We start from the raw sequence: 17,112 nt of genomic DNA, 5'->3' as shown, positions 1-17,112 counted from the left end.
TGGGCGGGCCGGGTGCGGCCCGCGTGGTGTGCGCAGGTCGGTTGCCTGCGGTCGGTAGGGGTGCTGAGTCGGTGGGGCGGACTGGTCAGGGAGTCAGGTGGGCGGCGAGCACCGGGCCGATGACGGCGAGCGCTTCGGAGCTCGTCATCGCGCCGTGGGTGCTCGGCACCTCGTGGACGTCGAGCCGACCGCCCAGGTACGGGCGCCAGCTCTCCGGGTCGGGGGCGTCGGTGGGCCGGTCCTTGGCGGCGGTGAAGAACACCGCGTCGCCGTCGTAACCGGGCAGCGGGAGCGCGTGGGACAGCTCGGCGTTGGCCTGGAAGACCGAGACCACCCGGGCCACCCCGGCGCCGCTGAGGCCGGCGAGCGGGCCCTCGCCGCCCCGGACGAGCGCGGCGTAGCCGTCCTCGTCCGCGGGCCAGGCGGTGACCTCCCCGACCGGGTGGCCGAGCGAGTCGAGGATCAGTTCGAGCTGCGCCGGGTCGTCCCGCCACTGCTCGGGCCCCGGCTCGCCGGTGCCCGGGTAGGCGTCCAGCAGGGCCAGCAGCCGGACCTCCTCGCCCTGTTCGCGCAGCAGCGCGGCGATCGCGTGGGCGACGGCCCCGCCGAAGGACCAGCCGAGCAGGGCGTACGGGCCCTCGGGGCGGACGGCGCGGATCTGCGCGAGGTAGGTGCGGGCCAGTTCCTCGACGGTGGCCGGGCGGGCGCTCGGGTCGGCCAGGCCGGGGGCCTGGAGGCCGTAGATCGGCTGCTCGGCGTCGAGGTGGCGCAGCAGGCCGGTGTAGACCCAGCTGATGCCGGCGGCCGGGTGGACGCAGAACAGCGGCGGCCGCGAGCCGCGGATGCGGATCGGCAGCAGGACGGGGAAGCTCTCGGCGGCCGGGCCCAGGGTGAGCCGCTCGGCCAGCCGGGCGACGGTCGGCGCCTCGAACACCGCGCGGACGCCGATCTCCTCGTCCTCGCCGACCAGTTCGCGCAGGCCCGCGACCAGCCGGCTGGCCAGCAGCGAGTGCCCGCCCAGCTCGAAGAAGTTGTCGTCGACGCCGACCTTCTCCAGCCCGAGCAGGTCGGCGAACAGGCCGCAGAGCAGTTCCTCCCGCGGCGTCGCGGGTGCCCGCCCGGAGCCGAGCCAGGTGGTGTCGGGGGCCGGGAGGGCCTTGCGGTCGACCTTGCCGTTGGCGGTCAGTGGCAGGGCGTCCAGGGCGACGACCGCCGAGGGCACCATGTAGTCGGGCAGGGACGCGCCGACGTGGGCCCGCAGCGCGGCCTGGTCGACGCTCTGCCCGGGGTGGGCGACGGCGTAGCCGACCAGCCGGCGGTCGCCCGGGCGGTCCTCCCGGACCAGCACGAACGCCTGGGCCACCGAGGGGTGCCGGGCGAGCACGGCCTCGATCTCACCGGGCTCGATCCGGAAGCCGCGGATCTTGACCTGGTGGTCGGTGCGGCCCAGGTACTCCAGGGTGCCGTCGGCCTGGCGGCGGACCAGGTCGCCCGAGCGGTACATCCGGCTGCCGGGGGCGCCGTACGGGTCGGCGACGAAGCGCTCGGCGCTCTGGCCCGGCCGGTTGAGGTAGCCGCGGGCCAGGCCCGCGCCGGCGATGTACAGCTCCCCCTCGACCCCGGCCGGGACGGGCTGCAGCGCCGCGTCCAGGACGTAGAGCCGGGTGTCCAGCACGGGCCGGCCCATCGGCGGGGCGATCCGGCCGCTGAGCGGGCTGCTCATGCTGGCGCAGACGGTGGACTCGGTCGGGCCGTAGGCGTTGACCATCCGCAGCCGGGCCGACCAGTGCTCGACCAGGTCGGGCGGGCAGGCCTCGCCGGCGACCACCAGGGTGGTGCCCGGGGGCAGCGCGTCCGGGGCGAGCACGGCCAGCGCGGTCGGCGGCAGGGTCAGGTGGGTGACGCCCTGTTCGGCGATCAGCGCCGTCAGCGAGGGGCCGGGCAGCAGCTGGTCGGCGTCGCCGAGGACGGCCCGGGCGCCGGTGAGCAGGGCCATGCCCAGCTCCCAGACGGCCGCGTCGAAGGACGGCGAGGCGAACAGCAGCACCCGGCTGTCCGGGGTGACGGCCAGGTTGCGTCGCTGGCTCTCCACCATGGCGGCGAGGCCGCTGTGGGTGACCACCACGCCCTTGGGGCGGCCGGTGGAGCCCGAGGTGTAGATGACGTACGCGGCGGAGTGCGGGGTGATCGCGGTGCCGGTGAGGTCGTGCGACGGGTGGCCGGAGGCGTCCAGGTCCTCCAGCAGCAGCCGGGGGACGGTGCTGTCGCCGAGCACGCCGTCGGCCAGCGCCTTGCTGGTGAGGACGAGCGCGGGCGAGGCGTCGTCCAGCATGTAGGCGATCCGGTCGGCCGGGTAGCGCGGGTCCAGCGGCTGGAAGACGGCGCCGGCCTTGAGCACCGCGAGCTGGGCGACGATCAGTTCGACCGAGCGCTCCAGGGCGATCGCGACGAACCGCTCGGGGCCCGCGCCGTGCTCGGTCAGCAGCCGGGCGAGGCGGTTGGCGCGCTCGTTCAGCTCGCCGTAGGTGACCCGCTCGGTGCCGAAGGCCAGCGCGACGGCCTCCGGCCGGGCGGCGGCCCGCGCCTCGAACAGCGCCGGGAAGGTGCCGAGCGGGAGGTCCTCCCGGGTGTCGTTCCAGCCGGTGAGCAGCTGCTCGCGCTCCTCGGGCGCCAGCACCTCGACCCGGCCCACGGGCTGGTCCGGGTCGGCCAGCACGGCGCGCAGGGCGCGCTCGAGGCGGGCGGCCGTCGCCTCGGCGGTGGCCCGGTCGAACAGGTCGACGGCGTACTCCAGCGTCAGGCCCAGCCCGGCCGGCCCGCCGTCCGCGTCGAAGCTCTCGCTGAAGGCGAAGGTCAGGTCGAACTTGGCGAGGTCCGAGTCCAGTTGCTCGACCCGGCCGGGCAGGCCGCCGAGGCTGATCTCCCCGGCCTCGCCGCCGGAGGTGAGCATCACCTGGCAGAGCGGGTGGCGGGCGGTCGAGCGCACCGGGTTGAGCAGCTCGACCAGCCGCTCGAAGGGCACGTCCTGGTGCTCGAAGGCGTCCAGGGTGGCGACCCGGACGCGCTCCACCAGCTCGCGGAAGCTCGGGTCGCCGCTCAGGTCGGTGCGCAGCACCAGGGTGTTGACGAAGAAGCCGACCAGGTCCTCCAGCGCCTCGTCGGTGCGGCCGGCCACCACGGTGCCGATCGGCAGGTCGGTGCCCGCGCCGATCCGGCCCAGTGTGGTGGCCAGCGCGGCCTGCATCACCATGAACACGCTGGTCCGGCTCTGCTGCGCCAACTCGACCAGGGCGGCGTGGAGTCCGGCGTCCATCCGGAGCTCCACGGCGGCGCCGCGGCGGCTCGGGGCGGCGGGGCGGCGGCGGTCGAAGGGGAGCGTCAGCTCCTCCGGCAGGTCGGCCAGGGCCTGCTGCCAGTAGGCGAGTTGGGCGTTCAGCAGGTCGCTGGGCCGCTCGTCGGTGCCGAGCAGCTCGTGCTGCCAGAGGGTGTAGTCGGCGTACTGTACGGGCAGCGGCTGCCACTGCGGCGCGGTGCCGGCGAGGCGGGCCCGGTAGGCCTCGGCGAGGTCGCGCAGCAGCGGGACCACGGACCAGCCGTCGGTGGCGATGTGGTGCATCAGCACCAGCAGGACGTGCTCCTCGCCGGGCAGCGAGAACAGGGTGGTGCGCACCGGAAGGTCGCGGGCGAGGTCGAAGACCTCCGCGCCGGCCTCGGCGAGGGCCTGGTGGAGTTCCTCCTCGTCGGCCACCGCCGCGGTGCGCAGCGGGAGTTCGGGGCGTTCCAGGATCAGCTGGTGCGGCTGTCCGTCGGTGGTCGGGTAGACGGTGCGCAGCACCTCGTGGCGGTCGAGCACGTCCGCCAGGGCCGCGTGGAGGGCGGCGGCGTCGACCGGGCCGGTCAGCCGGAGGGCGCACGGGGTGTTGTAGAGCGTGCTCGGGCCCTCGAACTGGTCGATGAACCACAGGCGTTGCTGCGCGGGGGAGAGCGGGACGCGCTCGGGCCGCGCGGCGGGCCCGAGGGCCGGACGGGCGACCGGCTCCTCGGTGCCCGGGGTGGGCAGGGCGGCGGCCAGCGCGGCCACGCTGGGGGCGTCGAACAGTGCCCGGACGGGCAGTTCGGTGCCGAGCGCGGTGCGGATGCGGCTGACCAGCTTGGTGGCGAGCAGCGAGTGGCCGCCCAGGTCGAAGAAGCTGTCGTCGATCCCGATCCGGTCCAACCCGAGGACGTCGGTGAAGAGTTCGCACAGCGCGCGCTCGGTGTCGGTGCGCGGGGAGCGGCCCTCGGCGGCCCCGGTGTAGTCGGGGGCGGGCAGGGCGCGCCGGTCGACCTTGCCGTTGGCGGTCACCGGGAGGGCGTCGAGGACGACCACGGCGGCCGGGAGCATGTAGCCGGGCAGGCTGTCGGCGACGGCGGCGCGCAGCTCGGCGGGGGTGGCCCCGCCGGTGGCGTAGACCACCAGGCGCTTGTCGCCGGGCCGGTCCTCGCGCACCACGGCGAAGGCCTGGCCGACGGCCGGGAGGGCGGTGAACGCGCCCTCCACCTCGCCGAGTTCGATCCGGAAGCCGCGGATCTTCACCTGGTCGTCGGCCCGGCCGAGGAACTCCAGCACGCCGTCGGCGGTCCAGCGGACCAGGTCGCCGGTGCGGTACATCCGGCTGCCCGGCTCGCCGAACGGGCAGGCCACGAAGCGCTCGGAGGTCAGCGCTGGGCGGCCGACGTAGCCGCGGGCCAGGCCCTCGCCGGCGATGTACAGCTCCCCGGCCACACCGGCCGGCACCGGCCGCAGCGCGGTGTCCAGCACGTACGGCCGGGTGTTGTTCAGCGGGCTGCCGAGCGGCACCACGGCGGGGACGGGCTCGCCCGGGCGCATGGTGAAGACGGTCTTGATGGCGGTGGTCTCGGTGGGCGCGTACACCGCGAGCACGTCGGTGTCAGGGCAGGCCCGGTGGATCCGGCGGACGGACTCCGGCGGGACGACGTCGCCGCCGGTCCACACCTGGCGTACGTCGCGGAAGGCGGCCGGGTTCTCGTCGGCCATCAGCCGCAGCAGGCCGGACGGGGCCTGGACCAGGGTCACCCGGTGGGTGGTGACGGTCTCGGCGAGGCGGCGGATGTCCAGCTCGCCGGGCTCGGCGAGGACGATCGCCCCGCCGGTGACCAGCGGCGCCCAGATCTCGGTGGTGGAGGCGTCGAAGGCGGTGGGCGAGTGCAGCAGCACCCGCTCGTGGTGGCCGGCCCGGAAGTGCGGGTTGCCGAGCAGGTCGACCACGTTGCGGTGGGTGACGGCGACGCCCTTGGGCACCCCGGTGGAGCCGGAGGTGTACATCACGTAGACCAGCTGGCCGGGCAGCACCGGCACGGCCGGGTTGTCCGCCGCGGGGGCCTCGTCGAGCAGCTCCCCGGTGAGCTCGACGGTGGCGAAGCCGCCGGTGGCGAGCACCGGGTGGCCCCGGTGGGCCGGGTCGACGAGCAGCAGGCCGGTGCGGGTGTCGGCGAGGATGTGCTGGAGCCGGTCCAGCGGGTAGCGGTCGTCCAGCGGGACGTACGTGCCGCCCGCCTTGGCGATCGCGAGGACGGCGGTGAGCAGCCCGGCGGAGCGCTCCATCAGTACCGCGACCGGCTGCTCGGTGCTCAGCCCGCGCTCCAGCAGCAGGGCGGCGAGCCGGTTGGCGCGGTCGTTCAGCTCGGCGTAGTCGAGCCGCTCGGTGTCGGAGACCAGGGCGAGGGCCTCGGGGGTGGCGGCGGCCTGGGCCTCGAACAGCCGGGGCAGGCTCTGCTCGGCGACGGGCGCGGCCGGCCCGTTCCAGCCGGTGAGGAGCCGCTCGCGCTCGGCCGGGTCGAGGATCTCGACGGTGCCGATCGGCGCCCCGGGGGCGGCGACGGCGGCGCGCAGCACGCGTACCAGCCGCTCGGCGAGGGAGACGGCGGTGGCGTGGTCGAAGAGGTCGGCGGCGTAGTCGACGGCGGCGCGCACGCCCAGGCAGGTGCCGTCGGGCGCGAGCCGCTCGACGAAGTTGAAGTTGAGGTCGAACTGGGCCTGCGCCTCGCCGACCTCGACGGGGGTGCCCACGGCGGCGCCGAAGGCGAGGTCGCCGGCCCGTTCCGCGTTCAGCGTGACGACGGTCTGGAAGAGCGGGTGGCGGGCGGGGGTGCGGGTCGGGTTGAGGTGCTCGACCAGGCGCTCGAAGGGGATGTCCTGGTGGTCGTAGGCGTCCAGGTTCGCCTGGCGGACCCGGTCGAGCAGCTCGTGGAAGCTGGGGTCGCCGGAGGTGTCGGTGCGCAGCAGCAGGGTGTTGACGAAGAAGCCGACCAGGTCGTCGAGGGCCTCGTCGGTGCGGCCGGCGACGGGGGTGCCGAGCGGGAGGTCGGTGCCGGCGCCGAGGCGGGTGTAGAGGGCGGCCACCGCGGCCTGCAGCGCCATGAACAGGCTGGCGTGCCGTTCGGAGGCCAACTCGGTGAGGGCGGTGTGCAGTTCGGAGTCCAGCTCGAAGTCGGCGGCGCCGCCGCGGCGGCTCGGCAGGGCCGGGCGCGGCCGGTCGTAGGGGAGTGCCAGCTCCTCCGGCAGGCCGGACAACTCCTGCTGCCAGTAGGCGAGTTGCAGGGAGACGACGCTCTCGGGGTCGTCCTCCTCGCCGAGCAGTTCGCGCTGCCAGAGGGTGTAGTCGGCGTACTGCACCGGCAGCGGCTCCCACTGCGGCTCGGTGCCGGCGAGGCGGGCCCGGTAGGCCTCGGCGAGGTCGCGGAAGAGCGGGGCCACCGACCAGCCGTCGCTGGCGATGTGGTGGGTGAGCAGCAGCAGGACGTGCTCGTCCGGCGAGGGCAGGGCGTACAGCCAGGCCCGGACCGGGAGGTCCGCGGCGAGGTCGAAGACCTGCCCGGCGGCCTCGCGCATCAGCTCGTGCAACTCGGCCTCGCCGGCCGCCGCCACCCGGTGCAGCGGCGGGCGCCCCTCGGCGAGGATGTGCTGGTGGGGCTGGCCGTCGGTGGTGGGGAAGACGGTGCGCAGCACCTCGTGCCGGTCCACCACGTCCCCGAGCGCGCCCTCGAGGGCGGCGGCGTCGAGCTCACCGGTCAGCCGGAGGGCGAACGGAGTGTTGTAGAGGGCGCTCGGACCCTCGAACTGTTCGATGAACCAGAGCCGCTGCTGGGCGAACGACAACGGGATCAAGGTCTGCCTCCGACTGGCGACGTACGGCTGCTGTGGCTGGTGGGGCCGCTCCGCCCGGTGGGGCGGGGCGGTCGAGGGGCGGGGCGGGCCGCCGCCGGTGGGCGGCCCGCGTCCCGCCGCCGGTCAGGCCTGCGGGCGGCGCATCGGCCGCAGGGCCGGGCGGGCCTTCTTCGGTGCGGGCGCCTGCTCGCCGCCGGGCAGGACGGCGGCGAGGGCGGCGACCGTGGGCGCGTCGAACAGGGTGCGGATCGGCAGCTCCGCACCGAGGGTGGCGCGGATGCGGCTGACCAGCCGGGTGGCGAGCAGGGAGTGGCCGCCGAGGTCGAAGAAGCGGTCGTCGATGCTGACCGTCGGCACGCCCAGCACCTCGGCGAACAGGGCGCAGAGTGCCCGCTCGCGCTCGGTGCGCGGGGCGCGGCCCTCGGCCGCCCCGGCGTACTCGGGCGCGGGCAGGGCCCGGCGGTCGACCTTGCCGTTGGCGGTGACCGGCAGGCTGTCCAGGACGACGACGGCGGCCGGGAGCATGTAGCCGGCGAGGCGGTCCGCGACGAAGGCGCGCAGCTCGCCGTCGGTGGCCTTGCCGGTGGCGTACACCACCAGGCGCTTGTCGCCCGGCTGGTCCTCGCGGACCACCGCGAGCGCCTGGCCGACGTTCTCGTGGGCGGTGAACGCGGCCTCGACCTCGCCGAGTTCGATCCGGAAGCCGCGGATCTTCACCTGGTCGTCGGCCCGGCCGAGGAACTCCAGGACGCCTCCCCCGGCGCCCCCAGCCTGGCGGCTGGGAGGTGCCCCCACCGGCCGGGGGGACCCCCATGCCGTCCAGCGGGCGAGGTCACCGGTGCGGTACATCCGGCCGCCCGCCTCGTCGAACGGGCAGGCGACGAAGCGTTCGGCGCTGAGCGCCGGGCGGCCGACGTAGCCGCGGGCCAGGCCGGCCCCGGCGATGTACAGCTCGCCCGCCACCCCGGCCGGCACCGGGCGAAGCCCGGCGTCCAGCACGTACAGCCGGGTGTTGGCCAGCGGGCGCCCGATCGGCACCGTGCCCGGTACCGCCGTGGCGTCCGGCATCGGGTACTGGGTGGCGCACAGGGTGGTCTCGGTCGGTCCGTAGAGCGCCCGCACCGCGATGCCGGGGACGGCCTCCAGCACCCGGCGCACGGCCGGGGCGGAGACCACGTCGCCGCCGGTCAGCACCTCGCGCACACCGGCGAAGATGGCCGGGTCCTCCTCCGCGATGACCCGGAACAGGCCGGCGGTGACGTGCACGTGGGTGAGCGCGTGGACCCTGACCAGGTCGCGGATGGCGGCCGCGTCCAGGTCGCCCTGCGGCGCGACGACCACCCGGCCGCCGGACAGCAGCGGCACCCAGATCTCGTAGGTCGAGGCGTCGAAGGCGTGCGGCGCGTGGAACAGCACCCGCAGGCCCTCGTCGTGCCGCCAGCAGGGGTCGGTGGCGAGCTGCACCACGTCCCGGTGGGTGATCGCGATGCCCTTGGGCTCCCCGGTGGAGCCGGAGGTGAACATCACGTACGCGAGCTGCTCCGGGTGGGGCGCGGCCCGGTGGGCGAGCCGCTCGCGCGGACCGTCGAACCAGCCCTCGGTGAGCGGCAGGACGGGGCAGGGGGCGTCGGCGGCCAGCGGGTGGTCCCGGTGCGCCGGGTCGACCAGGACGAGCGCCGCGGCCGTCTCGGCGGTGATCCGCCGCAGCCGCTGGGCCGGGTGCCGGTCGTCCAGCGGGACGTACACGCCGCCCGCCTTGGCCACCGCGAGGATCGCCGTCAGCAGGTCGGCGGAGCGGTCCATCAGCAGCACCACCGGCGTCTCGGCGCCGACCCCGGCGGCGGCCAGGTGGGCCGCCAGGTGCTCGGCGCGGGAGTCCAGTTCGGCGTAGCTGAGGGTGGCGTCCGCGGTGACCACGGCCGGCGCGTCGGGGGTGGCGGCGGCCTGGGCCTCGAACAGCTCCGGAAGGGTCGCGTCCGGGACGGGCGCCGTGGTGCCGTTCCAGCCGGTGAGCAGCCGCTCGCGCTCGGCCGGGTCGAGGATCTCGATGCCGCCGATCGGCGCGTCCGGGGTGTCCACGGCGGCGCGCAGCACCCGCAGCAGCCGCTCGCCGAGGGCGGCGACGGTGGCGTGGTCGAAGAGGTCGACGGCGTACTCGACCGCCACCGTCAGGCCCGCCCGGGGGCCCTGCTCGGTGAAGCGGAAGGACAGGTCGAACTTGGCCACGTCCAGCTCGAAGGGGTGCTCCGCGCAGCCCAGGTCGCCGAAGGCGGCCGGCACCGGGACCCGGCTCTCCAGGGCCACCAGGGTCTGGAAGAGCGGGTGGCGGGCGGGGGTGCGGGTCGGGTTGAGGTGCTCGACCAGGCGCTCGAAGGGGATGTCCTGGTGGTCGTAGGCGTCCAGGTCGGTGCGGCGGACCCGGTCCAGCAGCTCCCGGAAGCTCGGGTCGCCGGAGGTGTCGGTGCGCAGCAGCAGGGTGTTGACGAAGAAGCCGACCAGGTCGTCGAGCGCTTCGTCGGTGCGGCCGGCGACGGGGGTGCCGAGCGGCAGGTCGGTGCCGGCGCCGAGGCGGGTGTAGAGGGCGGCCACCGCGGCCTGCAGCACCATGAACAGGCTGGCGTTCTGTGCCGCTGCCAACTCGCCGAGCTTTCCGTGCAGTTCGGCGTCGACGGCGACCTCGACCAGGCCGCCCCGGTGCCCCGGCACGGCCGGGCGCGGCCGGTCGTAGGGCAGCGCCAGCTCCTCCGGTGCGTCGGCCAGGGCCTGCTGCCAGTAGGCGAGTTGGGCGTTCAGCAGGGCGCTGGGCCGCTCGTCGGTGCCGAGCAGTTCGCGCTGCCAGAGGGTGTAGTCGGCGTACTGCACGGGCAGCGGCCGCCACTGCGGCTCGGCGCCGGCGCAGCGGGCCCGGTAGGCCTCGGCGAGGTCGCGGAAGAGCGGCTCGACCGACCAGCCGTCGCTGGCGATGTGGTGCATCAGCACCAGCAGGACGTGCTCGTCGTGCGGCAGCGACAGCAGGGTGGCGCGCACCGGCAGGTCGCGGGCGAGGTCGAAGACCTCCTCGCCGGCGGCGACCAGCGCGGTCCGCAGCTCCGCCTCGTCGGCGACCCGCACCCGCTGCAGGGCCAAGCCGTCCGCACCGGTGACCAGTTGGTGCGGCTGTCCGTCGACGGTCGGGAAGACGGTGCGCATCACCTCGTGCCGCTCCACCACGTCCCGGACGGCCCGCTCCAGCGCGGCGGCGTCGACGGCGCCGGTGAGCCGGACCGCGACCGGGGTGTTGTAGAGCGCGCTCGCGCCCTCGAACTGCTCGATGAACCACAGGCGTTGCTGGGCGGAGGAGAGCGGCACGCGCTCCGGCCGCCCGGCCGGCCGCAGGGCCGGGCGGGCCGCGGCGGAGTCGGGCAGCGCGGCGGCCAGCAGGGCCACCGTCGGATTGTCGAAGAGCACGCGGATCGGCAGCTCGGCGCCGAGCCCGGCGCGGACGCGGCTGACCAGCTTGGTGGCGAGCAGCGAGTGCCCGCCGCGCTCGAAGAAGTTGTCGTCGATGCTGATCCGGGTGAGCCCGAGGACCTCGGCGAACAGCTCGCACAGGGCCCGCTCGGTGGCGTTGCGAGGCTCGCGTCCGCCGTCGGCGCCGTTGTAGTCGGGCGCGGGCAGGGCCTTGCGGTCCACCTTGCCGTTGGGGTTCACCGGCAGCTCGTCGAGGACGACGATCGCGGCCGGCAGCATGTAGCCGGGCAGCCGGTCGGTGACGAAGTCGCGCAGCTCCTCGGCCCGCACCTCGCCGGTGACGTACGCGACCAGGCGCTTGTCGCCCGGCTGGTCCTGGCGGACCGCCACGCAGACCTGGCCGACCGCCGGGTGGGCGGTGAACGCCGCCTCGACCTCGCCGAGTTCGATCCGGAAGCCGCGCAGCTTGACCTGGTCGTCCGCTCGACCGACGAACTCCAAGTCACCCGAAGGGGTCCAGCGGACCACGTCGCCGGTGCGGTACATCCGGCCGCCGGGCTCGCCGAACGGGCAGGCCACGAAGCGCTCGGAGGTCAGGCCGGGGCGACGGACGTAGCCGCGGGCCAGGCCGTTGCCGCCGATGTACAGCTCGCCGGCCACCCCGACCGGCACCGGGCGCAGCCCGGCGTCCAGCACGTACAGCCGGTTGTTGGGCAGCGGCCGGCCGATCGGCACGACGGCGGGCACCTCGGCGGCCGAGGTCATCGGGAAGTGCGTCGCGAAGGTGGTCGTCTCGGTGGGCCCGTAGACGTTGACCAGCCGCAGTCCGGGGCAGTTGTCCAGGACCCGCCGCATGGCGACCGGCGAGGCGATGTCCCCGCCCGTCCACACCTCGTGCAGCCCGGCGAAGGTCTCCGGGGCCTCGGCGGCCAGCACGTTGAACAGGCCGACGCTGATCCAGGCGGAGGTGGTCCGCTCGTGGCCGATCACCGCCGCCAGCTCGGCGATGCCGAGCCGGCCGGCCGGGGCGATCACCAGCTGGCCGCCGGAGAGCAGCGGGGTCCAGATCTCGTAGGTGGAGGCGTCGAAGGCGGAGGGCGCGTGCACCGGCAGCCGCTCGTGGCCGCCGCCGGTGAACTGCCCGCCGAGGGCGAGGTCCACCACGCCGCGGTGGGTGATGGCGATGCCCTTGGGTACGCCGGTCGAGCCCGAGGTGTGCATCACGTACACCAACTGGTCGGCGCGCTGCGGAAGTCCGAGGTTCTCCGGGTGCTCCTCGGCGTGCGGGTCGAGCACCGTGAGGCCGGCCAGCGCGGGGTGCTCGCGGTGCGCGTCGTCGGCCAGCACCAGCTCGGCCCCGGCGTCCGCGAGGACGGTCCGCAGCCGCTCCGTCGGCTGGGCGTCGTCCAGCGGCACGTAGAGGCCGCCGGCCTTGAGCACCGCCAGGATCGCCACCACCTGGGCGGCCGAGCGGTCGATCATCAGCGCGACCGGCGTCTCCCGGACGACCCCGGCCTCGACCAGCCGCAGCGCCAGGCCGTTGGCCCGGGCGTTGAGCTGGGCGTAGGTCAGCTCGGCGTCGTCGGCGGTGAGCGCGATCGCGTCCGGGGCGGCGGCGGCCCGCGCCTCGAACAGCTCGGGCAGCGAGCCCTCCGGCAGCGGGGTGCCGGTGCCGCTCCACTCGGTGACCAGCTCGGCGCGCTCGGCTGCCGTCAACACCTCGACGGTGCCGACGAGTTCGGCCGGGTCGGCGACGATCCGGTCGAGCAGGGCGAGGAAGCGGTCCAGCAGGGCGCGGGCCTCGTCGGCGGTGAAGGCGTCTGGCTGGTGGTCCAGGCGCAGCTGGAGGCCGTCGCCGGGGGTGAGGGCCAGCACCAGCGGGTAGTGGGCGCTGTCGACGTCCTCGACGAGGGTGACGCCGGTCGCGCCGCTCGGGTCGGCGCCGTCCAGGGCGGACGGGTCCGGGTAGTTCCCGTACACCGTGACGGTGTCGAACAGGCTTCCCATTCCGGCGAGTTGCTGGATCTCGGTGAGGCTGAGGTGCTGGTGGTCCAGCAGTGCGGACTGCTCGTGCTGCAGGCGCAGCAGCAGCTGGCCCCAGCTCTCCGCCTGGTCCAGCCGCACCCGCACCGGCACGGTGTTGATGAGCAGGCCCATCATCCGCTCCACGCCCGGCAGGTCGTGCGGGCGGCCGGAGACGGTGGTGCCGAACAGCACGTCCTCGCGGCCGGTGAGCCGGGCCAGCAGCACGCCCCAGGCCGCCTGGACCAGGGTGTTGAGGGTGACGCCGTAGCGGCGGGCGGTACGGGCGAGGGCCTCGGTGCGCTCCGGGGTGAGCCCGGTGTGCAGGCGCAGCGGCAGCTGCGGGGTGGCGGCCGAGCGGCCGGGCGCGAGCAGGGTGGGCTCGTCGGCGCCCGCCAGCGCCTGGGCCCAGGCGGCGCGGGCGGCCACGCCGTCGCGCCGGGTGATCCAGCGCAGGTACTCGCGGTACGGGGCGGCCGGGGCCATCGGCTGCTCGAAGTACAGGCCCCACAGCTCCTCGGCGAACAGCGGGGTGGACCAGCCGTCCAGCAGGATGTGGTGCGCGGAGGCGATCAGCTGGTGGCGCCCGGGGGCGAGCCTGAGCAGGGTGTAGCGCAGCAGCGGTGGGCGGTCGAGGTCGAAGCGGCGGCCGTACTCGGCGGCGGCGACCCGGGCGGCCTCCGCCTCCGGGTCGGCGTGCCCGCTCAGGTCGACGACGGTGAAGGGCAGTTCGACGCCGTCCGGGACGACCTGCACCGGCGGGCCGTCGTGCCGCTGGTGGAACGCGGCCCTGAGGTTCGGCTGGCGGACCAGCAGCGCCTCGGCGGCGGCGCGCAGCCGGTCGGCGTCCACCGGGCCGGTCAGGTCGAAGGTCACCACCGAGGTGTAGACGTCCGCGCCCTCGGCGTCGTACGCCGAGTGGAAGGCCATGCCCTGCTGGAGCGGCGAGGTGGGCCAGACGTCCACCAGGCGGGCCGGGGCGTGGTGGGCGGCGAGCGCGTCCACCTCGTCCTGGGTCAGCTCGACCAGCGGGAAGTCGGAGGGGGTGTGCCCGCCCGCGTCCGGCCGCTCGGCGTGCTCGGCGAGCGCGCCCAGCGCGGCGAACCAGGCCTCGGCGAAGGCGCGCACCCGCTCCTCGGAGAGCAGCCCGGAGGCGTACGACCACTGGGCGACCAGCAGCGGGCCCTGCGGGGTGTCCACGGTGGTGGCGTCCAGGCCGAGCACCCGGCCGAGCGCGAGGCCCGTCGCGGCGCCCTCGGACATCGCCTCGGTGCCGGCCAGCACGTCCTCGGCGGTGACGCCCTCGGGCGCGAAGCGGCCCAGGTAGTTGAACTCGATCTGCGGGTCGGCGCGGTCGGCGAGGACGGCGGCGGTCTCCGGGTTGAGGTGGCGCAGCAGGCCGAAGCCGATGCCGTTGTCCGGGACGGCCCGCAGCTGCTCCTTCACCCGGCCGAGGGCCCGGCCGAGCGCGGGGCCGGCCGCGATGACCTCGGACCACTCCAGAGCCCCGGGGGCGAGCCGGACGGGGTAGACGGAGGTGAACCAGCCGGCGGTGCGGTGGAGGTCGACGCCCTCCACGATCTCCTCGCGGCCGTGTCCCTCCACGGTGACCAGCACCGCGCCGTCGGGCCCGGTGGTCTCCCGGCCGCGCCAGTGGCCGAGGGCCAGCGCCAGCGCCGTCAGCAGCACGTCGTTGACCTGGGCGTGGTAGGCGGCGGTGACCTTGGTGAGCAGCGCCTGGGTGGTCTCGGCGGGCAGCACCAGCCGCAGCAGGCCCTCGGTGGCGTAGGTGTCCCGCGCCGGGTCCAGCGGGCGGTCGCCGAGCAGCGGGTCCGGGGTGGCCAACGCGGCCTGCCAGAGCGGGAGTTCGGCGGAGCGGCGGTCGGTGTTGGCCTCGGCGGTGAGGCGCTGGGCCCAGCGGCGGAAGGAGGTGGGCACCGGCGCGAGCTCAACGGCCCGGCCCTCGCGGAGCGCGTCGAGCGCGCCCAGCAGGTCCTCCTCGACGATGCGCCAGGTGACGCCGTCCACCACCAGGTGGTGGATCACCAGCAGCAGCTGCGAGGGCAGCTCCGGGCCGGCGTCGAAGCGCACGGCCCGCACCATCCGGCCGTCCTCGGGCGACAGCCGCTCGCGGGCGGCCTCGGTCGCGGCGCGCAGCGCCTCGGCGGTGGCCGGGCCCTCGACCAGGCTCAGCACGTCGGCCGCGGCGACGGCGCCGGGCTCCGGCACGTGCAGCGTCCAGGGGCGCTCGGCGAGCGGGGAGGTGCGGGCGCGGAACAGGTCGTGGTGGTCGAGCAGGGCCTGGACGGCGGCGGCCAGGTGCTCCCGGGTGGTGCCGGCGGGCAGGGTGAGCAGGGTCGACTGGTAGAAGCTCTCGACCGCGCCGTGCTGCGCGGCCAGCCAGTGCACGATGGGCGTCGGCGGCACCTCGCCGAGGCCGGCCCCGGCGGGTTCGACGACGACCGGGCCCTCCAGCGGACGGGCGATCAGCGCCAGCGCCTCGACGGTGGGGGCGAGGAACACCTCGCGCGGGGTGAGCTGGAGGCCCGCGTGCCGCGCCCGGGAGACCAGCTGGATGGCGACGATGGAGTCCCCGCCGAGTTCGAAGAAGGACTCCGTGACGCCCACCCGGGGCAGGCCCAGCACCTCGCCGAACAGCCGGACCAGGGTGTGCTCCAGCTCCCCGACGGGGGCGCGGCCGTCCTCCTCGCCGGCGCCGAACACCGGCGCGGGCAGGGCGCGCTTGTCCACCTTGCCGTTGGGCGTCAGCGGCAGCCGGTCGAGCACCACGACGGTGGGCACCATGTGGTCGGGCAGCCGCTCGGCGCAGTACGCCCGCAGCTCGGCCGGGTCGGCGGCGCCGACGGTGTAGCCGACCAGGCGGCGCTCGCCGGGGCGGTCCTCACGGACCAGCACCACGGCCTGGCGCACCTCGGGGTGGGCGGAGAGGGTCTGCTCGATCTCGCCGAGCTCCACCCGGAAGCCGCGGATCTTCACCTGGTCGTCGGCCCGGCCGAGGAAGTCCAGCTGGCCGTCCGGGCGGTAGCTGCCGAGGTCGCCGGTGCGGTACATCCGGCTCCCGGGCTCGCCGTACGGGTCGGCCACGAAGCGCTCGGCGGTCAGACCGGGGCGGTTGAGGTAGCCGCGGGCCAGGTGCGGGCCGGCCAGGTACAGCTCGCCCACGGTGCCCGGCTCGACCCGGCGCAGCCGCTCGTCCAGCACGTGGACGCGCACGTCCTGGCAGGGCCGGCCGATCGGCGGCTGCTCCTCGCCGGTGAGCGGCTCGCTCATGGAGACGATGACGGTGGCCTCGGTCGGCCCGTAGCTGTTGAGCATCAACCGGCCGCGGCCGCAGCGGGCGGCCAGCTCGCGGGAGACGGCCTCGCCGCCGCCGATCAGGGTGCGCAGCGAGGGCATCGGCAGGTCGGGCAGGGTGGAGATCATCGCGGTGGCGATGTCGGCGTGGGTGACGCCGAACCGGTCGATCAGGGCGGCCAGCGGCTCGCCGACCAACTGGCTCTGCTCGCGCGGCAGGACGAGCGCGGCGCCGGTGGTGAGCGCCACGGACAGGTCGGAGACGGAGACGTCGAAGCTGAGCGAGGAGGCCTGGAGCACCCGGCTGCCGGGGCCGACCCCGGTGGCGGCGACCTGGGTGCCGATCATGCTGGGCAGCCCGGTGTGGGTGACGGCCACGCCCTTGGGCACGCCGGTGGAGCCGGAGGTGTAGATGACGTACGCGGTGTTCAGCGCGCTCAGCGGACGCACCCGCTCGGCGGCGGTGAACGGGGCGTCCGGCTGGGCGTCGAGTTCGGCCCGGTGCTCGGGGGAGTCGAGCAGCAGGAGCGGGGCGCCGGTCCCGGGCAGCTGCCCGGCGGCCTCGGCGGTGGTGAGCACCAGGGCGGCGCGGGAGTCGGTCAGCATGTGGCGCAGCCGCTCGGCCGGGTAGGCCGGGTCGGCGGGCAGCCAGGCGGCGCCGGTCTTGGCGACGGCGAGGATCGCGGCGATCGCCTCGGGGGACTTCGGCAGGGCCAGCGCGACGACGTCCTCTGCGCCCAGGCCGCGGGCGGCCAGCACCCGGGCCAGCCGGTTGGCGCGGGCGTCCAGCTCGGCGTACGTGAGGGTGGTGCCCTCGGCGTACAGCGCGGGGGCGTCGGGGGTGCGGGCGACCTGGGCGTCGACCAGCTCGGTGAGGGTCGGACGGGCGTCGGGACGGGCGCGGCACAGGACCTCGGCCGATTCCGGCCGCTGCTCGGATCTGTGCGTCTGCTGGACCCCGGACATGTGACTCTCTCCCTCGTGCGGCTGGCCCCCGCGGTGGCGGGAGCGGCGAGCTGGGTTGACCTCGGGGCGGTCAGCCCGGCGGTCGGCGGAAGCGATGTTGCGGTCGTCTTGCGGTGCTGGGGGTGTGCTTCGGGTGACGGCCGTGTGGCGCGGTGTGGCGCGGTGTGGTGGTGCGGCCGTGCGGCGCGGTG

Annotated in this window: 1 protein-coding gene and 1 pseudogene; both read right to left on the bottom strand. The window is 75.5% G+C overall.

Going from position 1 to position 17,112, the window contains the following annotated elements; genetic code table 11:
- Positions 1 to 85: 85 nt before the first annotated feature.
- Positions 86 to 7,168: pseudogene (locus tag ACWDBE_RS21275) on the bottom strand (amino acid adenylation domain-containing protein); the annotation flags it as partial.
- Positions 7,169 to 7,291: 123 nt separating this feature from the next.
- Positions 7,292 to 16,921 carry an amino acid adenylation domain-containing protein gene (locus ACWDBE_RS21270; RefSeq protein WP_449808777.1) on the bottom strand — a complete coding sequence of 3,210 codons (9,630 nt, stop codon included), beginning with the start codon at positions 16,919 to 16,921 and terminating at the stop codon, positions 7,292 to 7,294.
- Positions 16,922 to 17,112 lie beyond the last annotated feature (191 nt).

Source organism: Kitasatospora sp. NPDC001132, assembly GCF_053598415.1.
The sequence above is the reverse complement of the archived record's forward strand: the minus strand, read 5'-3'. Positions and strand labels throughout refer to the sequence as shown.